This window comes from Streptomyces sp. NPDC017890, assembly GCF_044328675.1.
Lineage (GTDB): Bacteria > Actinomycetota > Actinomycetes > Streptomycetales > Streptomycetaceae > Streptomyces.
Genome location: NZ_JBIRHU010000022.1, coordinates 63,948 through 86,433, shown reverse-complemented (window position 1 = coordinate 86,433; position 22,486 = coordinate 63,948). Strand labels below are relative to the sequence as shown.

Sequence of the window (22,486 nt, the reverse complement as noted above, 5' to 3'; positions counted from 1 at the left end):
GTGCGGTGGTGCGGCCTGACGAGTGCGGTGCGGCATCCCGGACGGTCCGGGCGTTCCGCCACTCAGGTGAACGGAGGGGGCGTCCTCCGGGTCACGCCCCAGGTGGTTGCCCGCCGGTGGGGCGCGAGCCACGAGCCGCCTCCCCAACCCGGAACGCCGCTAGGTGCTGGCCGACCACGGCCGGAGGACGGTGTCGCGGTTCACCCACCCGCAACCCCTCTTCAAAGCCGCTCGCCGCCCCCTCCGGCCCCGGGTTCTCCCCTGTCCACGCCTTCCGCGCACGCGTCCATCGGGCCCCTGGCTCCCGCCCTCGCCCCCGTCACTGTTCCTGTTCCTGTTCCTGTCCGCGAAGCACGTGACCGCGTACGACCAGTTCGCGCGCTGCCCGGGCGTTCGCCGCCCGCCGGCATGCGGGGACGCCCAATCTCCGCGCCAGGCTCACGGTCCCGCGCCCTCGCACGGCGACGGATTCCGCCGGCCGGGGCGACGGAGCGCGTACGGCGCCGAGGGCTGCCATGGGTCCGCGGAGCGGACGAGGGCTCGGCCGGCTCGCCGTTCACGGGCCCGCAGGCCGGCTCTCCGGCACCCGGCGCACCGGCTCCCGTGCCGGCACGGCCCCCGCGCTCCGCACGCAGGCAGCGGCGGACCGACTCGGGATCGAGGCCCTCGTTGCACGCCTGGTGCAGGAGCCGGGCGAAGAGATAGTCCGGATCCGCGCCCAGTGCCATGGCCAGAGCCTCTCGGGCCTCCAGTTCGTCGCCGGTGGACCAGGCGACCCATCCGGCGAGGGTGAGGGGCGCGGCCGCGTGTTCGCCGTACGATCCGACGCAGCGGCGGGCCAAAACCCGCCAGAGGCGCAGCGCGGGGCCCGCCTCGTCACCCTCCATCCATTCAGCCGCGCGGTCACGTGTCGTACGGTCCTGCAGGCCGAGGATCAGCGCCGCCGTCTCGTCGTGACCGAGCAGTTGGTCGTCGCGCAGGTCCTCGGCGGGCATACCGGAGACGGGCGGGGCCTCGGCGAGGCGTCGCATGACCCGCCGCGCCAGTTCCAGCGTCTCCTCGGCCACCTCCGCACGGCCGCTGTCGTCGAGGATCCGGGAGACCACCGTCACGGCGGCCGCGTCCAGTGCGGCCTCCTGTTCGAGTGCCGCCGCGTTCTCCCGGGGCAGCAGCCTAGCCCGCAGGTCGCTCAGCGAACCGCGCACCTGGATACCGGCGTAGGTGGCCGCCGCGGCCAGCACGGACGTGCCCGGCAGTCCCATGGGGGTGCCGTCGGCCGGGCAGCAGACGGCGTCGTCGCAGCAGTACGACCAGAAGCGCCCGGCCGAGATGCACAGTGCCTCGACCACGGGTACGTCGAGGGCGCCGCATGCGACGCGCAGCTTCTGGGCCAGCGGCCGCAGTCGCTCCATCACCTCTCGGCCGGTCTCGCCCCGCGCTGGTTCCTGACAGAGGTAGGCGACCATCTGCTCGGGCCGCACCCCTCGGCGCTCGCTGCCGTTCACCAGGCCGTGGACCAGTTGTCCGGCCGCACCCGTCCAGTCGTCCGCGTCCCCCGGAATGCCGAGCCGGGCCCGGCCACCGAAACGGCCCCGCCCGGCCCTGTCGCGCAGGGCGACGAGGACGATGCTGTCCTCCGGACGGTATCCGAGGAGGTAAGGCAGGGCGTCGGCCAGTTCGGCGGGGGTGCGCAGGGTGACCTGGTGCTCGTCACCAAGGTTGTCGTACGGGGTGCGGGCCGCGGGGCCAGGCTTCACGGGGCCGGACACGTCGCCGTTCTCGGAGGATCCGGTCGTTTCGCTGTGGTTCGTCATGGCCCGACGATCTCGCGGATCGAGAAATTCCGCTTTCACCTGTGGATAACTTCGATCAGGGACACATCACACACGTCCTCCGACGGCCGCGTCCGCCCCGCTCGTCGCCGGCGGCCTCCCCGCCCCGCCGCCCGACTGTCAGTCCCGTCCTGTTGTATGGAAGGCATGGAGCACACGAGCAACGCGGATCTCCGGACAGCGGCCGACACGGTCCTCGCCCGCCTCGTCGGGGACGCCACCGGCACCGCCCGGCTGCGGGAGGACCAGTGGCGGGCGATCGAGGCGCTGGTCGCCGACCGGCGCCGGGCCCTGGTCGTCCAGCGCACGGGGTGGGGCAAGTCCGCGGTCTACTTCGTGGCGACCGCGCTGCTGCGGGACCGCGGTGCCGGGCCCACGGTGATCGTCTCCCCGCTGCTCGCGCTGATGCGCAACCAGGTCGAGGCGGCGGCCCGGGCCGGCATCCGCGCCCGTACCATCAACTCCTCGAACACCGAGGAGTGGGACACCGTCCAGGAAGAGATCGCCGCCGGCCAGGTCGACGTGCTGCTGGTGAGTCCCGAGCGGCTCAACAATCCGGACTTCCGCGATCAGGTGCTGCCCAAGCTCTCCGCCGCGACCGGTCTGCTCGTGGTGGACGAGGCCCACTGCATCTCCGACTGGGGCCACGACTTCCGCCCGGACTACCGGCGGCTGCGCACGATGCTCACCGACCTCCCGGCCGGCGTGCCCGTCCTGGCGACCACCGCCACCGCCAACGCGCGTGTGACCGCCGACGTGGCGGAGCAGCTCGGTACCGGCGGCACGTCGGACGCGCTGGTGCTGCGCGGCCCGCTGGACCGGGAGAGCCTCAGCCTGGCTGTGCTGCGACTGTCCGACGCCGCGCACCGGATGGCCTGGCTCGCCGACCACCTCCACGAGCTGCCGGGGTCCGGGATCATCTACACGCTCACCGTGGCCGCCGCCGAAGAGGTCACCGCCTTCCTGCGGCAGCGCGGCCACACCGTGGCCTCCTACACCGGCAAGACCGAGAACGCCGACCGTCAGCAGGCCGAGGACGACCTGCTCGCCAACCGGGTCAAGGCACTGGTCGCCACTTCGGCACTGGGCATGGGATTCGACAAACCGGACCTGGGTTTCGTGGTGCACCTGGGTTCGCCCTCCTCCCCCATCGCGTACTACCAGCAGGTCGGCCGTGCCGGGCGTGGTGTCGAGCACGCGGAAGTGCTCCTGCTGCCGGGGAAGGAGGACGAAGCGATCTGGGAGTACTTCGCTTCGCTGGCCTTCCCGTCGGAGGACCTGGTGCGCCGCACGCTCGACATCCTCTCGCGCGCGGAGCGGCCCTTGTCGCTGCCCGCTCTGGAACCCCTGGTGGAGCTGCGCCGTTCCCGGCTGGAGACCATGCTCAAGGTCCTCGACGTGGACGGCGCGGTCCAGCGGGTCAAGGGCGGCTGGATCGCCACCGGGCAGCCGTGGACGTACGACGCTGAGCGGTACGACTGGGTGGCTCGGCAGCGGAGAGCCGAACAGCAGGCGATGCGCGACTACTCCTCGACGACGGACTGCCGGATGGAGTTCCTGCAACGCCAGCTGGACGACGAGGGGGCCAAGCCCTGCGGCCACTGCGACAACTGCGCGGGTCCGCGCTTCACCGCGGACACCTCCACCGATGCTCTCGACGCCGCGCGGGTCGACCTCGGCCGGGCCGGCGTCGAGGTGGAGCCGCGCCGCATGTGGCCGACCGGACTTCCCGCGATCGGCGTCGACCTGAAGGGGCGCATTCCGGCCGGGGAACAGGCCGGGACCGGCCGAGCGTTGGGCCGTCTGTCAGACATCGGCTGGGGCAACCGGCTGCGGCCGATGCTCTCGGCCCAGGCACCGGACGGCCCGGTGCCTGACGATGTCGCGAGGGCCGTCGTGACGGTGCTGGCCGACTGGGCGAAGGGTCCCGGCGGATGGGCCTTGGGAGCTGCCGACGGCCGGCCACGTCCCGTCGGAGTGGTGACCGTCCCCTCGCACACCCGGCCCCAACTGGTCCACTCCCTGGGAGCACGCATCGCCGAGGTCGGCCGGCTGCCGCTGCTCGGTTCGCTCGAGTACACGGGTGAGGTGCCCAGAGCGCCGCGCAGCAACAGCGCGCAGCGGCTCAAGGCACTCGACGGCGCGCTGACGGTACCGCCCGGACTCGCCGCCACGCTCGCCGGCCTCAATGGCCCGGTCCTGCTCGTGGACGACTGCACCGAGACCGGCTGGACCCTCGCGGTGGCGGCCCGGCTGCTCCGTCGCGCCGGCGCCCAGGGGGTGTTGCCCATGGTCCTGGCTGTGCAGGGATGACCGCCCGCCACGGGAGCACTTCGCGGGGCGGCAGCTCCACGCGATCGCGGGGTGGCGCGCCCCGTGCGTCACCCGGCTGGGCTCTGGGTAGGGATATAGGACGCGCATCATCCGATAACGGTCGTCGGCCCCAATTGCTCGTTGCCGCATCCAAGTTCGACAGGAAGAATTGAAGTCCGCTCCCCGCACGGCTCGTCCGTGATCCGGCAGGGCCTCACTGCGGTGCGCGCTCCCTCACATCCGACCCCGCCCGCAGTGTGGGCGCGTAGCCGAAGGGAGGAACGTGACCTTCGGATTCGCTCCGTCCTCGGCGGCATCGTTGTCGTCGTCCGCCGCTTCCGCCACTCGCGTGCTCGAACCGGCGGAGTGGGCCGCCGCCGGAATCCCGTTGCTGCGCAATCCGCGAGAGGTAGTCAGCGGGCTGCACTCGCGGCACCGCCCGAAGCCCGCGACCGCGATCGTGGCCGTACTCGATCCGGACGAACGCCTGCGTGCGAGCGCCTCGTTCACCAGCCGCCGGACCCCGGCCGACGGGTGGATGTTCCGCAACGCGCTGCTCTCCCAACTGCGCCGGGTCATCCCGCACGATCTGCGGCGCCGCACTCCGGTGCGCACCGCCGTGCTGCTCTACTGCCGCGAGGGCGACGCTCGTTGGACGGAAGAGGACGGTGCGTGGATGTGGGGGCTGCGGGACGCGTGCACGTTGCACGGGCTGCGCTGCGGCGCGTACATCACGCTGACCCGGGACGGCTGGCAGGTACTCGGCGAGGGCCGCGGCGGGCGCCGGCCGAACACGGTGTCAGCGCCGGAGCCGTTCGCCACGTCCGAGACGCCTGCGCCGCCGCCGCGGACCGGCGGCGTCGCCTCGGACGTGCTTCGCCGGGCGGCGGCTCGCTGAGCATCACGGACACGGTGCGCTCCGGCACCGCGCCGCGACACCCGGAGCGATGTCCAGGCACAAGAGATACCTGACAACGCCCGTACGCCGCCCAGCGGGCTTCGCCTGCCCGGGCAGGCGAAGCCGCCGCGCGCGGGCCGGTCCGGCGGCCCTCTGTGGTGCCACCGGCGCCCGCCGCACGCGGCGGTACGGACTCAGACGCCCGCGCCCAGCACCGAGTTGATCCGCTGCGGGTCACCGCAGACGATCAGCAGGGCACCGGCCCGCGAGTGGGCCACGGACAGGGCGGTGACAGCGGCGGCTTCGGGGCCTCCGTTGACCACGACCACGACCACGGCCCGCGACGTGGCACGGTCCGCGACGGCGGCGTCCGCATAGAAGACGTCGTCGCCCGCGTCGTGCTGCGCCCAGTAGGCGACATCGCCGAAGGACAGTTCGTGGGCGGCCCACGGGTGCGGTTCGCCGGTGGTGATCACCAGCACGTCACCAGGGGTACGGCCCGAATCCAGCAGCAGGTCCACAGCCTCTTCGGCTGCGTCGAGCGCACCTTCGGGAGTGGCCGGGATCAGCTGGATCTGCGGGGCGGCCGGGGCGGCGGCCGGAGCAGCCGGGCCCGACGGGCCGGGTTTGGTCGGGGCTGTGTCGCGCGACGCGCGTTGCGCCGGCGGCGCCGGCCGCACGGGGCCGGGACGGCCGGGGCGCGGCGGTGCCGCGGGACGGGGGCCGGGTACGGGGCGGGGGGTCGACGCGGTGCGGCCGCTGGCCGGAGTGGCGCGGGGACCCTGGGCCTTCTCGTGAATCTGAGGCTCCTCGGGACTGAGAGGCATGAGCTGATTTTTATCAAACGTTGGTGCGGCTCGCGTCGGCGGGTGGCACATGCCTGCGAGCGGATCCGTCAGAAATCGAATCCGAGCTGACCCTCGATTTCCGGAACGCTTCCGTCCACCCCGCTACGGACCTTCTTGAGGTGCCGCCACTGGGGCAGCGCATCAAGATACGCCCACGACAACCGGTGGTGCGGGGTGGGTCCCCGCTCCTCCAGTGCGGACTTGTGCACGGGCGACGGATACCCGGCGTTGTCCGCGAAACCGAAGTCTGCATGGTCGATACCCAGTTCGGCCATCATTTTGTCGCGCTGGACCTTGGCGAGTACCGAAGCCGCCGCGACGGCCACGCAGGACTGGTCACCCTTGATCACCGTGCGAACCTTCCAAGGCACCCCGAGATAGTCGTGCTTGCCGTCGAGGATGACGGCGTCGGGGCGGATCGGCAGGGTCTCCAGGGCGCGCACCGCCGCGAGTCGCAGCGCCGCGGTCATTCCCAGAGCGTCGATCTCCTCCGGAGAGGCGTGCCCCAGGGCGTAGGACGTCACCCAGGTCCGCAGCTCCACTGCGAGTTCGGTGCGTCGCTTGACGGTGAGCAGCTTGGAGTCGGTGAGGCCGGCCGGGGGCCGACGCAGTCCGGTGATCGCGGCGCAGACGGTCACCGGACCGGCCCACGCACCGCGCCCCACCTCGTCGACACCGGCAATGATCTTCGCTCCGGTCGTGGCGCGGAGAGAGCGCTCGACGGTGTGAGTAGGTGGTTCGTACGGCATGGCGTCCTTAGCCTACGCCGCCCCGAACCTCCGACGACACCCCGGTTCCCCAAACGGGACCCGGGCCCGCGAAGCCTGGGGTCAGACACCGTCCGGTCGCAGCAGCGGAACCATCAGCTGGTCGATCATTTCCTCGACCTCCTGGTCCGCCCATTCACTTCCACAAACCTTCGACCGGTACATCATCATCGCCGGGATGGCGTCGAAGACGTACCCGTTGGACGCCTCCGGTCTGACCTCTCCCCGCTCTATTCCACGATTGACGACCTCTCGGAGCATCGTGAGGGTCGGTTCGATCACCCCTGCGACGATCACCGCGTGGAAACGCTCCGCTTGCACGCTGTCGCATTCGTGAAGCACGGACCGCAACGCGAATCCAGGACGGGAGTACATCGCGTCGCGCGCCCTCCGGCACAGTGCCAGGAGATCCTCGCGCACGCTCCCGAGGTCGGGCACCGTATCGAAGCGCGGAAGCCCGGCCCGCAGCGCGTCCGCGACGAGGTCCTCCTTCGACGGCCAGCGGCGGTAGACCGCCGCCTTGCCGGTCTGTGCTCCGGCGGCCACGCCCTCCATCGTCAGGCCGTTCCAGCCGACGGTGCTGAGCTGCTCCAGCGCGGCGTCGAGGATGGCGCGCTCGAGGACCGCGCCACGCCGGCGGGAGGGCGTCCTGGCGGAGGCGGCCGCCCAGTGCGAAGCAACCATGTCGTAGGTCTCCAGGGAGCGGGGAAATCGGATTTTGAGGGCAGGGGACGCGCCGCACGGCCGCGACGGGGGACGGGTCACGCGGCAGCACAACAAGTGAACGCTTGCGTTCACTGTCGGGGAGTCACTAACGTTGAAGCAACAGTGAACGCGAGCGTTCACTAAGTCATTCGTGGGGGACACATAGTGACAACCTCTTCTCTGATCCGAGACCAGAAGCCGGGGGCGGCTCGCCGGGAGGGTCGCCCCGGCATCGCGCTCACCGTCATCGCGGCCTGCCAACTCATGGTGGTACTCGACGCGACGATTGTGAACATCGCCCTCCCGCACATTCAAGAGGCGCTCAGCTTCAGCACCACCGACCTCACCTGGGTCGTCAGCGCCTACACGCTCACCTTCGGCGGGCTGCTGCTGCTCGGCGGCCGGGCCGGTGACATCCTCGGCCGTCGCCGGGTCTTCATGACCGGCATCCTGCTGTTCACCTTCGCCTCGCTGCTCGGCGGCTTCGCCCAGGAGCCCTGGCAGCTTCTGGCGGCGCGCGTCCTGCAAGGTGTGGGAGGCGCGATCGCGTCGCCCACGTCGCTGGCCCTCATCACCACCACCTTCCCCGAGGGGCCGGAACGCAACCGGGCCTTCGGTGTATTCGCCGCCGTCTCCGCGGGCGGCGGCGCCATAGGCCTGCTGGCGGGCGGCATGCTCACCGAGTGGCTCGACTGGCGCTGGGTGCTCTTCGTCAACGTGCCGATCGGCGTACTGATCGCCGTGCTCACCCCGCTGTACATCAGCGAGTCCGAGCGGCACTCCGGACGCTTCGACATCGCCGGGGCGGTGACCTCGACGGCGGGTATGGCGTCCCTCGTCTACGGCTTCATCCGCGCCGCGGACGAGGGCTGGCAGGACAGCCTGACCATCGGTTCCTTCGCGGCCTCGGTGATCCTGCTGCTGTCCTTCGTGTTCATCGAGTCGCGGGCCAAGGAGCCGATCACCCCACTGCGGATGTTCGCCGACCGCAACCGCTCCGGCACCTACGTGATCATGCTGAGCCTGGCCGCGGCGATGTTCGGCATGTTCTTCTACATCGTGCTGTTCGTTCAGAACGTACTGGGCTACACCCCCATCCAGGCCGGTCTTGCCTTCCTTCCGGTCACGGTGGTGATCGCGCTCGGTGCGGGCCTGTCGCAGCGGTTCCTGCCGGTGTTCGGCCCGAAACCGTTCATGCTCGTGGGCTCGGCGCTCGCCGCGATCGGGCTCGGCTGGCAGGCCCTCATCAGCTCCGACAGCACCTACGTCAGTGGTGTCCTCGGGCCGATGCTGATCTTCGGGTTCGGCATGGGACTGAACTTCGTGACCCTGACGCTGACCGCGGTCTCCGGGGTCGCCCAGCACGAGGCGGGCGCGGCGTCCGGCCTCCTGAACGCGATGCAGCAGGTGGGCGGGTCGATCGGCCTCGCCATCCTGACGACGGTGTTCGGGACGGCCACCAAGGACGAGGCGGAGAAGCAGGGGGCGGACTTCCTCACCAACGGCTCGGCGGAGCAGAAGGCGGAATTCGCCCAGACGCACCAACTGCCGGCGCCATGGGGCCACGAAGTGCTGGCGCAGGGCATCTCGGCAGCCTTCATGCCGGCTGCCGCCATGGCCGTACTGGCCCTGGCCACGGCGTGGCTGGTGATCCGGGTACGCAAGAGCGACCTGGAGGCACTGTCCGGCTCGGCCGGGCCGGGAATCGGCTGACGGTGCGGCACCACGGGCCGGGCGGTGTCGGCCGGCGGGCGTCATGCGCGCCTGCCGGTGCCCGCGCCGCCGGCTCCCGGCCAACGGCGTGCCCGACCGGACGGGCAGCCCGTAGGGCAGCGGCGCAAGAGACAGCACCACGAAAAGGAGCAGCGGGACGACCGGTACCAGTGAGAACCACCCCATGATCCACCCCCCTCGTGACGCTCCCGGCCTCCAGCCAGGCTCATGCCTCGCACAACGGTTGTCACGACAACGGACGAACGGTCACGGAGAGTTCCCGCCGCATACGGAGAGTCGGCTAAGCCGACACCGGCATCCACTCGGGCAGCGCCTCGACCCGCCCCGCCCACTCGGCCGGCGGCGCACCGGCCTCGCCCGCGGCGACCACACCGCCCACGATGGCACAGGTCGTGTCCACATCCCCGCCGACCTGGGCGGTCGTCCAGAAACCGCGCTCGTAGTCTCCGAGTGCGCGCGCCGCGGACCAGAGGGCGAAGGGGACCGTGTCGTGGGCGGTGGTACGCCTGCCACAGCCCAGTACCGCCGCGACCGTGGTCGCGTCGCCGTAGTCGAGCATGTCCCGGGCTCGTCGGAGTCCGGCGCCGACCGCGCTCTTCGGTACCAGGGCGATCACCCCGTCGAGGAGCGCGTGCGCGGTGGGAGGACCGCCGGGGTCCGCGGCCAGGGCGGCGGCCGCGGCGACCGCCATGGCGCCGACCACCGCCTCGCGGTGCTGATGCGTGGGGTAGGCGGAGATCTCCGCCTGGTGGGTCGCCTGCTCCGGGTCGTCCGCGTACCAGGCGCCCAGTGGCGCGATACGCATCGCGGCGCCGTTGCCCCAGGAGCCCTGGCCGTTGAACAGCGCGGCGGCGAGTTCGCGCCAGTCGCCGCCTTCCCGGACCAGTCGCAGCAGCCGGTTGACGGCGGGACCGTAGCCGCGGTCGAAGTCGTGGTGCCGGGCGAAGGAGAGCGCCAGCGCATCCTGGTCGATGCGGTGGTGGGTGGCCAGGACAGAGACCACGGAGCAGGCCATTTCCGTGTCGTCCGTCCACTGCCAGGTGCCGGGGGGCAGCTCGCGGCATTTCAGCAGCGGGTAGTTCGCGGGCACGAAGAACTGTGAGCCCAGCGCGTCACCCACCGACAGTCCGCGCAGGCTGGACAGGGCCCGGTGCAGGCGCCCGTCGGGAGATGAAAGAGCGGTCATCGCCCTGCCACTCTATCCGGTGATCCCGTACGGTTCCGGATCTCGCCAGCGATGGAAGGGACGGTCAAGGGTGTACTTGCCGTCCTCACCGAGAACGAGCATGCGCATCTCGCCGTTCCCGGGGTTCGACAGCGACTCGAATTCCGCGACCGTCCAGTGGAACCACCGCATGCAGAACAGCCGCATCGCCAGGCCATGGGTCACCAGGAGTACGTTCGGCGGATGGTCGGAGTCCTCGAAACTGCGGAACAGGCTCTCCAGGAAGCCGCCGACCCGGTCGTACACGTCGGCACCGGACTCGCCCTGGGCGAACCGATAGAAGAAGTGGCCGTAGGCGTCCCGGTAGGCCTTCTGCAGGCGCACGTCGTCGCGGTCCTGCCAGTTGCCCCAGTCCTGCTCACGCAGCCGGGGCTCCTCCCGTATCCGTATGAGTTCGGGGTCGAGGCGGAAGGAGCGCAGCGTCTCGTGGGTCCGGCGGTACGGGGAGACGTACACGCTGACCCGCTCGCGGCCGAACACCTCGCGCAGTCCCCTGCCCGTCTCCTCGGCCTGCGCCCGGCCCCGCTCGGTGAGGGCCAGCGCGTGATCGGGCTCGCGCTCGTACACGGTGTCATCGACATTGCCCGTCGACTCGCCGTGCCGGACAAGAACGATGCGCCGTGGTCGTGCCATGTCAGAACCCTAGATCGAAACGGACGGAAGCAAGCACTCGGACAGACCCCGTCCGGCGTACGTCACACAGTTTCCACATCTCGGTCGGGCACGCGTCGGCACCGGGGAGGCCGGTCCGGACCTCAGACGGTCCACGAGGGTTCCAGTTGCACGATGTCCCCCGTCAGCGCCGCGATGTCGGCCTCCGTCTGGGCGCGCAGGGCGAGCCGCTCCACCCGCTCGGTGCGGTATTTGCCGTGTTCGGCGGCCGACCGCCACATGGACAGCACCAGGTACTCGTTTCCCGGCGCCTCGCCGAACAGCCCGCGGACCATACCGGGCGAACCGGCCATCGCGGGGTTCCAGACCTTCTCCTGCATGAGGACGTAGTGCTCGGCCCGCTCCTCGTGGACGCGGCAGAGCGCCACCCGCAACAGGTCGGCGTCCGTGAAGCGCGGTTCGAACCCGGTCTTCACGTCGAACCGGTAGTCGAAGAGCCTGACCTGGGCGTCCTTGAAGGTACCCGCCTGGGCCGAGGCGAGGCGGTCGTGGGAACGGGCCATGAAGGAGTCGTAGAAGGCGCGGCTCTCCCAGAAGGCGAAGACGTGCGCCACGTCCGGCCGCCCCCGGCTCCAGCCACCCCCCTGTCCCCGAAAACCCGGCTCCCCCGGAAGCCCCGCCCACTTCCGCTGCCCCCGCTCGAAACCGCGGCGGTCCACCACGGTGCAGCGAATCCACTTGACCAGCACCGCGCCATGGTAAGGCCAGGAACGTGGCACCGGTCACTCTACGGAGGACCACTTGCCCGCCTACGGCTCGCCGTGCGTGGCAGGATGGACAACCGGCCGTCACCGCTCGGCACTTGAGGTCGCCGGGCAGGGCGGGGGACCTGGGAAGGGGAAATCTGTGAACGGCCTCAGCAAGGGCATTCGCAAGGTCGAGATCGCGCTGCGGTGGGACCCGAGTCCGGCGGGACAGCCACCCGCCGACCTGGACGTCGTCGCAGGCGCCTATCCGGCCGACGATCCGTACGGCGCTCCCTCTTACGTGGTGCACTTCGACAGCCGCTCCCCCGACGGGACCATCTACCTCAACCGGGACAGCCAGGACGGCAAGGGCTTCGGCTTCGACGAGGTCATGACGCTGGAGCTGGAGCGGCTGGACATCCGGTACGCGCGCGTGGTGGTGGGTGTCGCCATACAGCAGCGCACCGAGGACCGCACCTTCAGGGACGTGTCCAACCCGGGCCTGCGCATCAGGGAGGGCTACACCGACCTGGCCACGGACGACTTCACCGGCGTTCTCGGCGCCACCGCGGCGACGGTCGCGGAGTTCGTCCGGGACGAGACGGGGGCATGGGAGTTCCGGGCCGGCGTCCACGGCTTCGACGGCGATCCCGCAGCCTTCGCCGCGACCATGGGCGCGGCACGCAGGCCCTGACGACGCAGGAGCGCGAGTCGGACATCGACGCATGAGTAAGGGGCGTACGCCATGGCGGACGCCCCTTACTCATGGGCCACTACAGGGAGCTACGCGTCAGCTGCAACCGCTGGTCGAGCCGCAGCCCTCGCAGATGTAGCAGGAACCGGCGCGCTGCATCTTCGTGCCGCAGGAGAAGCACAGCGGGGCGTCGGCCTGGATGCCCAGCTGCATCTCCACCAGTTCGGCGCTGGTGTGCGCCTGCTGCGGAGCGGGCTTGGCCGCCTCGACCTCGGCCTTCGGCGTGGCGACGGCCTTCAGCTCCTGGGCGCGCGGCGCCGACTGGGCGAGGCCCTCGACGTCGAGCTCGTCGTCGGACGGCTCGTACGAGCCCGTCTCCAGGTGACGCTGACGCTCCTCGGCGGAGTGGATGCCGAGCGCGGAGCGCGTCTCGAAGGGCAGGAAGTCCAGCGCCAGACGGCGGAAGATGTAGTCGACGATCGACTGCGCCATCCGCACGTCCGGGTCGTCCGTCATACCGGCCGGCTCGAAGCGCATGTTGGTGAACTTCGAGACGTACGTCTCCAGTGGCACGCCGTACTGGAGGCCGACGGAGACCGCGATGGAGAAGGCGTCCATCATGCCCGCGAGGGTCGAGCCCTGCTTGGACATCTTCAGGAAGACCTCGCCGAGACCGTCGTCCGGGTAGGAGTTGGCGGTCATGTAGCCCTCGGCGCCGCCGACCGTGAACGACGTGGTGATACCGGGACGACCCTTCGGGAGGCGCTTGCGGACGGGACGGTACTCGACGACCTTCTCGACCGTCTCACGGATGGTCGCCTCGGCCTTCTCCGTGACCTCGGCCTTTTCCTTCTCCTTGGTCTTGGCGGAGAGGGGCTGGCCGACCTTGCAGTTGTCGCGGTAGATGGCGAGCGCCTTGACGCCCATCTTCCAGGCCTCGAAGTAGACCTCCTCGACGTCCTCGACGGTCGCCGACTCCGGCAGGTTGACCGTCTTGGAGAGGGCGCCGGAGATCCACGGCTGGATCGCGGCCATCATGCGGACGTGGCCCATCGCGGAGATGGAGCGCTCGCCCATGGCGCAGTCGAAGACCTCGTAGTGCTCGGGCTTGAGGCCCGGGGCGTCGACCACGTTGCCGTGCTCGGCGATGTGGGCGACGACCGCCTCGATCTGCTCCTCCTGGTAGCCCAGGCGGCGCAGGGCCTGCGGGACGGTGCCGTTGACGATCTGCATCGAGCCGCCGCCGACCAGCTTCTTGAACTTGACCAGGGCGAGGTCGGGCTCGAGGCCGGTGGTGTCGCAGGACATCGCCAGACCGATGGTGCCGGTCGGGGCGATGACGGACGCCTGGGCGTTACGGAAACCGTTCTTCTCGCCGAGGCGCAGCACGTCCTGCCAGGCCTCGGTGGCGGCGGCCCAGATCGGCGTGTCCAGGTCGTCCATGCGAACGGCCTTGGCGTTCTCGTCGGAGTGCTGCTTCATGACCCGCAGGTGGGGCTGCTCGTTGCGGGCGTAGCCGTCGTACGGGCCGACGATCGCGGCGAGCTCGGCGGAGCGCCGGTACGACGTGCCGGTCATCAGGGAGGTGATGGCACCGGCCAGGGCACGGCCGCCGTCGGAGTCGTACGCGTGGCCGGTCGCCATCAGCAGGGCGCCGAGGTTGGCGTAGCCGATGCCGAGCTGGCGGAAGGCGCGGGTGTTCTCGCCGATCTTCTGGGTCGGGAAGTCCGCGAAGCAGATGGAGATGTCCATCGCGGTGATGACGAGCTCGACGACCTTCGCGAAGCGCTCGGCGTCGAAGGACTGGTTGCCCTTGCCGTCGTCCTTCAGGAACTTCATCAGGTTCAGCGAGGCGAGGTTGCAGGACGTGTTGTCCAGGTGCATGTACTCGCTGCAGGGGTTCGAGCCGTTGATGCGGCCGGACTCCGGGCAGGTGTGCCAGTTGTTGATCGTGTCGTCGTACTGGATGCCCGGGTCGGCGCAGGCCCAGGCGGCCTCGGCCATCTTGCGGAAGAGCGCCTTGGCGTCGACCTCCTCGATGACCTCGCCGGTCATGCGGGACGTCAGGCCGAACTTGCCGCCGTCCTGCACGGCCTTCATGAACGTGTCGTTCACGCGGACCGAGTTGTTGGCGTTCTGGTACTGGACGGACGTGATGTCGTCGCCGCCCAGGTCCATGTCGAAGCCCGCGTCGCGCAGGGCGCGGATCTTCTCCTCCTCCTTGACCTTGGTCTCGATGAAGTCCTCGATGTCGGGGTGGTCGACGTCGAGGATGACCATCTTGGCGGCGCGGCGGGTGGCGCCACCGGACTTGATCGTGCCGGCGGAGGCGTCGGCGCCGCGCATGAAGGAGACCGGTCCTGAGGCGTTGCCGCCGGAGGAGAGCAGTTCCTTGGAGGAGCGGATCCGGGAGAGGTTCAGGCCGGCGCCCGAGCCACCCTTGAAGATCATGCCCTCTTCCTTGTACCAGTCGAGAATCGACTCCATGGAGTCGTCGACGGACAGGATGAAGCAGGCGGAGACCTGCTGCGGCTGGGGCGTGCCGACGTTGAACCAGACGGGGCTGTTGAAGCTGAAGATCTGGTGCAGGAGGGCGTAGGCCAGCTCGTGCTCGAAGATCTCGGCGTCGGCGGGCGAGGCGAAGTACTTGTGGTCCTCACCGGCCTTCCGGTACGTCTTCACGATGCGGTCGATGAGCTGCTTCAGGCTCACCTCTCGCTGCGGGGTGCCCACGGCGCCCCGGAAGTACTTGCTGGTGACGATGTTGACCGCGTTCACCGACCAGAACTCGGGGAACTCGACGCCACGCTGCTCGAAGTTGACCGAGCCGTCGCGCCAGTTGGTCATGACGACGTCACGACGCTCCCAGGCCACCTCGTCGTAGGGGTGGACTCCGGGAGTGGTGTGGACGCGCTCGACGCGGAGTCCCTTGCCCGCCTTGGTGCCCTTGGCGCGGGAACTCCGTGCCGGACCGCTCGCCGTCTCTGTCATGCCGCCTCCCATGTACGGGCAAAAACGCCCTGAAGTGCCCCGATTGTTCCCGGGCACGGTGTTCTGTCTTGTGTTGCGGGCATGTCTCGCTCCGCCCGCAACAGGTCTTTGTCACTCGCCGCCGTCCGGCCGCACCCGGGCGCCGACGTCCGGGTCCGGCCCGCCGGTCAGTCGGCGGTGCCTGCGGGCTCGGGGACCTGTGCCGCCCCCGTGGACCCGCGGTCGTTCTCCTGGCTCCCCGCGCCGGCGTCGTCGCCGTCCCCGCCGGGGCGCCCCGTCGCCTCCCTGAGCTCCGCGATCGCGGCCTCGAAGTCCTCGAGCGAGTCGAACGCCCGGTAGACGGAGGCGAATCGCAGATAGGCGACGAGGTCGAGTTCCTGCAACGGACCGAGTATGGCCAGCCCCACGTCGTGGGTGGTCAGCTCGGCACTTCCGGTGGCCCGCACCGCCTCCTCGACCCGCTGACCGAGCTGGGCGAGCGCGTCCTCGGTGACGGGCCGACCCTGGCAGGCCTTGCGCACACCGTTGATGACCTTGGTCCGGCTGAACGGTTCGGTGACCCCGGACCGCTTCACCACCATGAGCGAGCACGTCTCCACGGTCGTGAAGCGACGGGAGCAGTCAGGACACTGGCGGCGCCTGCGGATCGACGTGCCGTCGTCGGTCGTACGACTGTCGACGACGCGACTGTCGGGGTGCCTGCAGAAGGGGCAGTGCATGAACTCCGAACCCTCCTCACAGCAGACACGATGGCCTCGAAAGGCCCTTCAGGCCCCTCGAAGCAGCCCCCAGCATAGGCGATCGCGGCAGACCCGAAGACCCGGGGGACCACAACTTGTGGGCTACGGATGCAATCCAACCACTAGATGTGGGGATTGGCTCATACATACACACCCGCACCGGTGTCGCTCCCGTACGTGCACGCACCGTGCGTACGGGTGCCGTACACGCAGGTGCCGCACGGCCGGGACGGCCGCGGCCGACACACCCGGACGGCCGCATCGCCCCGCGACATCTCCGCACAGCCGTGTCGCCCGGCGATGTGCGGAGATACCGTGGGCGCCGCGAGAAGGGGGCGTGGGGCTACCGCGCAGATGGGGGACCCACACCGTCGAGCGGGATGCCGGATGGCAGACTGGAGCGACATCCACGAGGTTGTCACCACGGCGGTGAAGAGTACAGCAATGGGCCCTTTTGTCCGCCAGGCATCGTGAGGGCTATACACGCAGATACGCGATCCGGGCGAGCTATTCGCGATTTTTCACTCGAACGTGTGTTTGGCGCAACCTTTCGAAAGCTACTACCGTTGTGCAGCAGGGAGACCATCGAGAGGGGCCGACGTGACCACCACCGCCGACAGTGCCACCATCACTGCCCAGGACCGCCCCCAGGGCCGACCTGAGCCGGTGCACGCGATGAGCGACGCCGTGAATCCAGAGGGGCACAAGCGCTCCCTGCCAGGACGACCTCCTGGCATCCGGGCGGACAGCTCGGGACTCACCGACCGCCAGCGCCGGGTGATCGAAGTCATCCGCGACTCGGTGCAGCGGCGCGGATACCCGCCGTCGATGCGGGAGATCGGCCAGGCCGTCGGCCTCTCCAGCACCTCCTCCGTCGCGCACCAGCTGATGGCGCTGGAACGCAAAGGCTTCCTGCGCCGCGACCCGCACCGGCCGCGCGCCTACGAGGTGCGCGGCTCCGACCAGGCCGCCTCCGTACAGCCCACGGACACCGCCGGCAAGCCGGCCGCGTCCTACGTCCCGCTCGTCGGGCGCATCGCCGCCGGTGGCCCGATCCTCGCCGAGGAATCCGTCGAGGACGTCTTCCCCCTGCCCCGGCAGCTGGTCGGTGACGGCGAGCTGTTCGTCCTGAAGGTCGTCGGCGACTCGATGATCGAGGCCGCCATCTGCGACGGCGACTGGGTCACGGTCCGCCGCCAGCCGGTCGCCGAGAACGGCGACATCGTGGCCGCGATGCTCGACGGCGAAGCCACCGTCAAGCGCTTCAAGCGCGAGGACGGCCACGTCTGGCTCCTCCCGCACAACTCGGCGTACGAGCCCATCCCCGGAGACGACGCGACCATCCTCGGCAAGGTGGTGGCCGTACTGCGCCGCGTCTGAGCGCCACGGCGGGCGGGTACGCCACGACAGCGACCCGCCGACCCGACCGGGCCCCGGAACCTCTGCGCCGGTTCCGGGGCCCCGCGCTGTGCGGAGGGCCGGGGCCCCGGTACGACCGTGCGGAGCAGCGCTCAGTCGCCCTCCGCCGCCGTCTCCGTCTCCGTCTGCCGTGCCGTCTCCGTCTGCCGTGCCGTCGCGTCGATCGCGGCGAGTGACTTGCGGACCTGGTTACGGTCCGTGGTGAACCAGAAGTCGGGCAGCGACGCCTTCAGATAGCTTCCGTACCGGGCCGTCGCCAGGCGCTGATCCAGCACGGCGACCACACCACGGTCGCCCGACGCCCGCACGAGACGGCCCGCGCCCTGAGCCATCAGCAGCGCGGCATGCGTGGCGGCGACCGCCATGAAACCGTTGCCCCCGGCCTCCTCCACCGCCTTCTGGCGGGCACTCATCAAGGGGTCGTCCGGGCGCGGGAACGGGATCTTGTCCATGACGACCAGCTGGCAGCTCGGCCCGGGAACGTCCACGCCCTGCCAGAGCGACAGTGTGCCGAAGAGGCAGGTCTTCGGGTCGGCGGCGAAGTTCTTGATCAGCTCACCGAGCGTCTCCTCGCCCTGAAGCAGGATCGGGTACTCCGGAATGCGGGAGCGCAGCTCCTCCGCGGCCAGCTGAGCCGCCCGCATCGAGGAGAACAGCCCCAGCGTGCGGCCGCCCGCGGCCTGGATCAGCTCCGTGAGCTCGTCGAGCATGTCGCCGCGGTCACCGTCCCGGGCGGGGCGCGCCAGGTGCTTGGCGACGTACAGGATGCCCTGCTTGCGGTAGTCGAAGGGCGACCCCACGTCGAAGCCCTTCCACTGGGGTACGTCGTCGCCCTCGGTGCCCTCCGGGGCGAGGCCGAGGGATGCTCCGACGCCGTTGAAGTCGCCGCCCAGCTTCAGGGTCGCGGACGTCAGGACCACCGAGCGGTCCGTGAAGAGCTTCTCGCGCAGCAAGCCGGCTACGGACATGGGGGCGACCCGCAGGGAGGCGCCGCTGTATCGATACGCGGCTCCGGCCCGGGGCTCGTGCCGCTCGTACCAGACGACGTCCCACTCGGAGCCGTTCGTGATCCGCTCCGCCACGTCGTGCACGGACTCCACGGAGGCCAGCGCCTGCTTGCGGACGGCGTCCTCGTCCTGCACGGACTTGTCGCGGGTCGCGCCGATCGCCGAGATGACCGTACGGCAGGCGTCGCGCAGCGCCATCAGCGCGTAGCCGAGGTCCTCCGGGATCTCCTCCAGACGGCCCGGCAGCGCCAGCTCCATCAGCCGCTCGAACCCCTCGGCCGCGGTCTGGAGCTGGTCGGCGGCCTTCTCGTTGACGAGCTTGGCGGCCCGCCGCACCGCGCGGTTGACCTGGCCGGGCGTGAGCTCGCCGGTGGCCACCCCGGTGACCCGGGAGACCAGCTCGTGCGCCTCATCGACGATCAGCACCTCGTGCTGCGGCAGGACCGGGGCACCCTCGATGGCGTCGATCGCGAGCAGCGCGTGATTGGTGACGACGACCTCGGAGAGCTTGGCGCGCTCCCGGGCCATCTCGGCGAAGCACTCGGCGCCGTAGGCGCACTTCGAGGCACCCAGGCACTCCCGGGAGGACACCGACACCTGCGACCAGGCCCGGTCGGAGACACCGGGCGTGAGGTCGTCGCGGTCGCCGGTCTCGGTCTCGTCCGCCCAGTCGCGCATCCGCAGCAGGTCCTGGCCCAGCTTGCTGGTGGGGGCGGCGGCCTCGAACTGGTCGAAGAGGCCCTCCTCCTCGTCCTGCGGGACTCCCTCGTGGAGTCGGTGCAGGCACAGGTAGTTCGACCTGCCCTTGAGCATCGCGAACTCCGGGCGGCGGCGCAGCTGGGGATGGAGTGCGTCGACCGTGCGGGGCAGGTCCCGCTCGACCAGCTGGCGCTGCAGGGCCAGGGTCGCGGTGGCCACGACGACCCGCTCCCCGTGGGCCAGCGCGGGCACCAGGTAGCCCAGCGACTTGCCGGTGCCGGTGCCGGCCTGGACCAGCAGATGGGAGCCGCTGTCGATGGCTTCCTCGACGGCTTCGGCCATGGCCACCTGGCCGGGACGCTCCGTGCCGCCGACGGCGGTGACGGCGGCGTGCAGGAGTTCGGGGAGTGAGGGCTTCGTCATAGCGCGACCACCCTACGGCCCGGGACTGACAAACGGGCGAGCGAGGCGGGAGCGAGGGACGGGAGGGACGGGAGGGTCTGTGGGGAGGGCGTGGGCAAGGGTGGGCTCCTGTGCGGGTGAGAGGCCGGTCCGCGGGTGGGGGCGGCACTGGTCGGGCCGTCGAACCGGGCCACACGACGTTACGGCAGCTCGCGGGGCGTCCGGTCGCGGATCATGAGGGCGGCCCGCTTGGCTGGCAGGTCGACCTCGGCGGAGAACCGGAACCCGGCGCCGAGGAACGCGGCGACGGAGCCCGTGTTGCGGACGTCGGGTTCGGCGAGCACCCGCGTGCAGACGGGCCGCCTCGCGAGGACGAGGTCGGTGACGGTGCTGATCAGCGTGGTCCCGACGCCCTGCCCGCGGTCGGCGACGTCGCCGATCAGAAGGTGGAGGCCGGTGTCGTGCGGCCGGACGGGACAGTACCGGGCCAGCGGGTCGAGGTCGGCCCGGTAGATCTCCCAGTAGCTCATCGGCACGCCGTCCAGCATGCCGACGCACGGGACGCTGCGTCCGTCGCCGGCGAGCTGCGCCCGTACGTGCTCCTCGGTCGTACTCGGCGGTCCGGTCAGCTCCCAGAAAGCGGCGACGGCGGGGTCGTTCATCCAGCGGCTGATGAGCGGTACGTCCTGCCCGACACGGACGGGCACCAGGTGGAACACCCCCACGGGGCTGAGCACCGGCCCCCAGTCGGCGACACGGTCGAGCAGGTCGTCATCGCCCCGCGTCGTCTCCGCTTCGGTGAGGTCGTCCAGGTCGTCCCCCTCCTTCCCGAAGAGGGCGACGAACTCCTCGGGAAGGTGCAGCTCCAGGGTGTCGTCGGCGCCTGCGTCGGTGAAAGCCACAGTGTCGCTCTTTCTGGGTGAGGAGGAGAGAGAGTCGGAGGGGACGTCGTCCGCCTGTCAGCAGTGCAGCGGGTTGGTGACGGTGACGTAGACGGACTGGGTGTCCACCGGGCCGACGAGTTCGTCGAGCCCGTGCAGCCGGGTGAGCAGGTTGGCCTTGCAGCGAAGGACGGGCGAGTCGAGGAGGTGTGCCGGCAGCGGGCTGCGCAGCGGCTCGGGGCCCGAAGTGAGATCGCGGAGGAGGCGGCGGAAGGCCGCGAGCAGCAGTCGCTCGTCGGCGAGGTGCTGGGAACCGAAGTCGCCGATGAGGCCGAAGACGTTGTTGACGGCCAGGTAGTAGGCGAAGCGCTCGTCGGCGACCTCGTCGGCGACGAACGTGTCGCTGCGCCGGCCGATGCCGGGCAGCCGGGCGTCGAGTTCCTCGCGCCGGGACTCGCGGAAGTAGTAGCCCTGGTTGTCGCGGTAGCGGCCGCCGGCGGGCCAGCCGTCGGCGTCCAGCAGGAGGAGGGTGTTCTGCTGGTGCGCCTCCAGGACGATACCGGCGTGGGCGTCCAGCCACAGGACGGGATGTACGACGTGGTGGAGGTAGCGCAGGAACCACTCGGTGGCGACCGATGTGCGGGGGCGGCCGGTCCGCCCGGCGAGTCGGGTGATGATCTCGGCCAGCCGGGAGCGCGGGGCGTGGGAGGGGTGCCGGTCGGAGCCGTCCTCCTGCCCGCGCGGCCACGGCGCGACGAGACCGGCGACGCAGGAGACGTCGTCCGAGGGCCGGAACGGGTTGTGCCGGATGATGACGTCGAGCCCGCGCACGGGCGTGCCGTCCGGCCCGTCGACGGCGAGCCAGGCCGGGTCGCGGACGATGTCGAAGTCCGGGTGGGCTGCCTGCCACTGCCGGGACAGGCCGCTTCGCAGCAGACGGTGTACTTCGACTCCGCGGTGGAGTTCCTTGCGGAGGTTCTCCCGGCGGGAGTTGGTGATGTTCAGGGCCAGCGAGAGCTTGAGCATGGCGGGGGCGCCGGTCCGGTGGACGGTCCGCAGGGAGGAGGTGGGATGCCACGGGGCACCCTGGGCACCGAGGTCTCTGAGGAGTCCCGCGTCCAGCAGGGCCGCGGTCCCGGGCCGGTGCCGTACCGCGCGGAACTGCCAGGGGTGCAGGGGGAGGACCGCGTATCCGTCCGGCGGTGCCGGCCCGTCTGCGGCGAGGCGTGCGGTGAGCCCGGGTGCGGCGACGGGGCGGCCACGCTCCGTCCAGGCCGAGTCGGTGGCGAGTACGGAGGGTGCGACGGCCAGCCAGTGCAGCGGGAAGGAGCCGCGCAGTTCGGGTGAGTACAGCCGCGACTCCGCCTCGGTGAGACCCTCGCGGCTCTTCGGCGTGGGGTGCAGCGGATGCCCGAGGAGGAGGGCCTGCTCGGCGGCGAGGAAGAGGTCGGGGCCGCCGTGAGGAGCGGAGTCGCCCCAGGAGCGTTCCCGGCGGTCGTGGAGGAATGCGGCGGTACGGCGGACGGAGTCGGCGACTCCCGCGACGAGGTCGGCCCCGTCGCGCCCCGGGCCGCCGGATGTCTCCCGGGCGAGCAGCGCGGCGACCGTGATCGCGTCCACGGACGGAGCCGAGTCGGGGGTGCCGGCCAGGCGCGGGAGGCCGAAACCGTGCCGGCCAGTCCGGGACCAGTAGTGGACGGGCACGGTCAGGGCCGTGCCGCTCGCGGGGAGCGGCACGTGGAGAACGCCGTTGCCGGGTGCGGGCACGTCGGCCTCGCGGGCCCAGCAGCGGAGGAGGTTCTCGACAGCCGCTGCCTGGGCCGCGGCGTAGGTGCCGGAGTGGTCCCCGAGGTCCGGCGCGGCGACGGTGGCAGTGACGGGTGCGGGCGGCGGCGCGTGTTCGGTGACGGCGGCGGTGGCCGGACGTGGTGCGGAGTCGGAGTGCAAGGCGGGTCCTCTTGACGTGCTGTGTC

Annotated in this window: 17 protein-coding genes; 5 read left to right on the top strand and 12 right to left on the bottom strand. The window is 70.7% G+C overall.

Features of this window, described 5'->3' with window-relative positions; genetic code table 11:
- Positions 1–221 precede the first annotated feature (221 nt).
- On the bottom strand, positions 222–1,814 hold the full coding sequence (locus ACH4F2_RS27115) for a DUF4192 domain-containing protein (protein WP_398135360.1): 1,593 nt from the start codon (positions 1,812–1,814) through the stop codon (positions 222–224).
- 165 nt (positions 1,815–1,979) lie between these two features.
- Between ACH4F2_RS27115 and ACH4F2_RS27110 the strand changes: the two genes are divergently transcribed.
- Both ACH4F2_RS27110 and ACH4F2_RS27105 read left to right on the top strand, forming a co-directional pair.
- Positions 1,980–4,145 carry a RecQ family ATP-dependent DNA helicase gene (locus tag ACH4F2_RS27110; RefSeq protein WP_398135359.1) on the top strand — a complete coding sequence of 722 codons (2,166 nt, stop codon included), beginning with the start codon at positions 1,980–1,982 and terminating at the stop codon, positions 4,143–4,145.
- 283 nt (positions 4,146–4,428) lie between these two features.
- Positions 4,429–5,043 (top strand): hypothetical protein, encoded by a 615-nt coding sequence (locus tag ACH4F2_RS27105; RefSeq protein WP_398135358.1) that lies wholly within the window; start codon positions 4,429–4,431, stop codon positions 5,041–5,043.
- A gap of 194 nt (positions 5,044–5,237) precedes the next feature.
- Here the strand turns inward: ACH4F2_RS27105 and ACH4F2_RS27100 are convergent, their stop codons facing one another.
- The 3 genes from ACH4F2_RS27100 to ACH4F2_RS27090 all read right to left on the bottom strand — a co-directional run bounded on the left by ACH4F2_RS27100 (position 5,238) and on the right by ACH4F2_RS27090 (position 7,342).
- Positions 5,238–5,870: a hypothetical protein gene (locus ACH4F2_RS27100; protein ID WP_398135357.1), complete on the bottom strand. Its 633-nt coding sequence runs from the start codon at positions 5,868–5,870 to the stop codon at positions 5,238–5,240.
- Between the two features lie 68 nt (positions 5,871–5,938).
- The gene (locus ACH4F2_RS27095; RefSeq protein ID WP_398135356.1) at positions 5,939–6,640 is read right to left on the bottom strand and encodes a ribonuclease HII; all 702 of its coding nucleotides are present in this window, start codon (positions 6,638–6,640) and stop codon (positions 5,939–5,941) included.
- A gap of 81 nt (positions 6,641–6,721) precedes the next feature.
- Positions 6,722–7,342, bottom strand: coding sequence for a TetR/AcrR family transcriptional regulator (locus ACH4F2_RS27090; RefSeq protein WP_398135355.1), 621 nt, complete (start codon positions 7,340–7,342; stop codon positions 6,722–6,724).
- A 186-nt stretch (positions 7,343–7,528) separates the two neighbouring features.
- Here ACH4F2_RS27090 and ACH4F2_RS27085 point away from each other — a divergent pair, with 186 nt between their 5' ends.
- A complete protein-coding gene (locus ACH4F2_RS27085) occupies positions 7,529–9,076 on the top strand; it encodes an MFS transporter (protein ID WP_398135354.1) in 1,548 nt (515 codons plus the stop codon).
- 301 nt (positions 9,077–9,377) lie between these two features.
- Here the strand turns inward: ACH4F2_RS27085 and ACH4F2_RS27080 are convergent, their stop codons facing one another.
- The 3 genes from ACH4F2_RS27080 to ACH4F2_RS27070 form a co-directional block, all read right to left on the bottom strand.
- The gene (locus ACH4F2_RS27080; RefSeq protein WP_398135353.1) at positions 9,378–10,283 is read right to left on the bottom strand and encodes an ADP-ribosylglycohydrolase family protein; all 906 of its coding nucleotides are present in this window, start codon (positions 10,281–10,283) and stop codon (positions 9,378–9,380) included.
- A 12-nt stretch (positions 10,284–10,295) separates the two neighbouring features.
- Positions 10,296–10,955, bottom strand: coding sequence for a histidine phosphatase family protein (locus ACH4F2_RS27075; protein ID WP_398135352.1), 660 nt, complete (start codon positions 10,953–10,955; stop codon positions 10,296–10,298).
- Between the two features lie 122 nt (positions 10,956–11,077).
- Positions 11,078–11,683: a YdbC family protein gene (locus tag ACH4F2_RS27070; RefSeq protein ID WP_037821600.1), complete on the bottom strand. Its 606-nt coding sequence runs from the start codon at positions 11,681–11,683 to the stop codon at positions 11,078–11,080.
- A 157-nt stretch (positions 11,684–11,840) separates the two neighbouring features.
- Here ACH4F2_RS27070 and ACH4F2_RS27065 point away from each other — a divergent pair, with 157 nt between their 5' ends.
- A complete protein-coding gene (locus ACH4F2_RS27065) occupies positions 11,841–12,374 on the top strand; it encodes a TerD family protein (protein WP_398135351.1) in 534 nt (177 codons plus the stop codon).
- Between the two features lie 96 nt (positions 12,375–12,470).
- Here ACH4F2_RS27065 and ACH4F2_RS27060 read toward each other — a convergent pair whose 3' ends face one another.
- Together ACH4F2_RS27060 and nrdR are read right to left on the bottom strand one after the other, a co-directional pair.
- The gene (locus ACH4F2_RS27060; RefSeq protein WP_398135350.1) at positions 12,471–15,365 is read right to left on the bottom strand and encodes a vitamin B12-dependent ribonucleotide reductase; all 2,895 of its coding nucleotides are present in this window, start codon (positions 15,363–15,365) and stop codon (positions 12,471–12,473) included.
- A gap of 167 nt (positions 15,366–15,532) precedes the next feature.
- Positions 15,533–16,084 carry a transcriptional regulator NrdR gene (nrdR, locus tag ACH4F2_RS27055; RefSeq protein ID WP_398135349.1) on the bottom strand — a complete coding sequence of 184 codons (552 nt, stop codon included), beginning with the start codon at positions 16,082–16,084 and terminating at the stop codon, positions 15,533–15,535.
- A gap of 621 nt (positions 16,085–16,705) precedes the next feature.
- On the opposite strand from nrdR, the gene lexA reads away from it, so the two are divergent.
- Complete coding sequence (gene lexA, locus ACH4F2_RS27050; protein ID WP_398135348.1) at positions 16,706–17,485, top strand: transcriptional repressor LexA; 780 nt, start codon at positions 16,706–16,708, stop codon at positions 17,483–17,485.
- Between the two features lie 131 nt (positions 17,486–17,616).
- On the opposite strand, the gene ACH4F2_RS27045 is transcribed toward lexA, so the two are convergent.
- From ACH4F2_RS27045 to ACH4F2_RS27035, 3 genes are all read right to left on the bottom strand, one after another.
- Positions 17,617–19,653 carry an ATP-dependent DNA helicase gene (locus ACH4F2_RS27045; protein WP_398135347.1) on the bottom strand — a complete coding sequence of 679 codons (2,037 nt, stop codon included), beginning with the start codon at positions 19,651–19,653 and terminating at the stop codon, positions 17,617–17,619.
- 179 nt (positions 19,654–19,832) lie between these two features.
- On the bottom strand, positions 19,833–20,534 hold the full coding sequence (locus ACH4F2_RS27040) for a GNAT family N-acetyltransferase (RefSeq protein ID WP_398135346.1): 702 nt from the start codon (positions 20,532–20,534) through the stop codon (positions 19,833–19,835).
- 57 nt (positions 20,535–20,591) lie between these two features.
- Positions 20,592–22,460 (bottom strand): IucA/IucC family protein, encoded by a 1,869-nt coding sequence (locus ACH4F2_RS27035; RefSeq protein ID WP_398135345.1) that lies wholly within the window; start codon positions 22,458–22,460, stop codon positions 20,592–20,594.
- Positions 22,461–22,486: the final 26 nt, after the last annotated feature.

Coding starts and splice junctions, on each gene's coding strand:
- ACH4F2_RS27090 (WP_398135355.1), bottom strand. CDS start 7,342: ATGGTTGCTTCGCACTGGGCGGCCGCCTCCGCCAGGACGCCCTCCCGC.
- ACH4F2_RS27045 (WP_398135347.1), bottom strand. CDS start 19,653: ATGACGAAGCCCTCACTCCCCGAACTCCTGCACGCCGCCGTCACCGCC.
- ACH4F2_RS27095 (WP_398135356.1), bottom strand. CDS start 6,640: ATGCCGTACGAACCACCTACTCACACCGTCGAGCGCTCTCTCCGCGCC.
- ACH4F2_RS27080 (WP_398135353.1), bottom strand. CDS start 10,283: ATGACCGCTCTTTCATCTCCCGACGGGCGCCTGCACCGGGCCCTGTCC.
- nrdR (WP_398135349.1), bottom strand. CDS start 16,084: ATGCACTGCCCCTTCTGCAGGCACCCCGACAGTCGCGTCGTCGACAGT.
- ACH4F2_RS27100 (WP_398135357.1), bottom strand. CDS start 5,870: ATGCCTCTCAGTCCCGAGGAGCCTCAGATTCACGAGAAGGCCCAGGGT.
- ACH4F2_RS27110 (WP_398135359.1), top strand. CDS start 1,980: ATGGAGCACACGAGCAACGCGGATCTCCGGACAGCGGCCGACACGGTC.
- ACH4F2_RS27060 (WP_398135350.1), bottom strand. CDS start 15,365: ATGACAGAGACGGCGAGCGGTCCGGCACGGAGTTCCCGCGCCAAGGGC.
- ACH4F2_RS27075 (WP_398135352.1), bottom strand. CDS start 10,955: ATGGCACGACCACGGCGCATCGTTCTTGTCCGGCACGGCGAGTCGACG.
- ACH4F2_RS27115 (WP_398135360.1), bottom strand. CDS start 1,814: ATGACGAACCACAGCGAAACGACCGGATCCTCCGAGAACGGCGACGTG.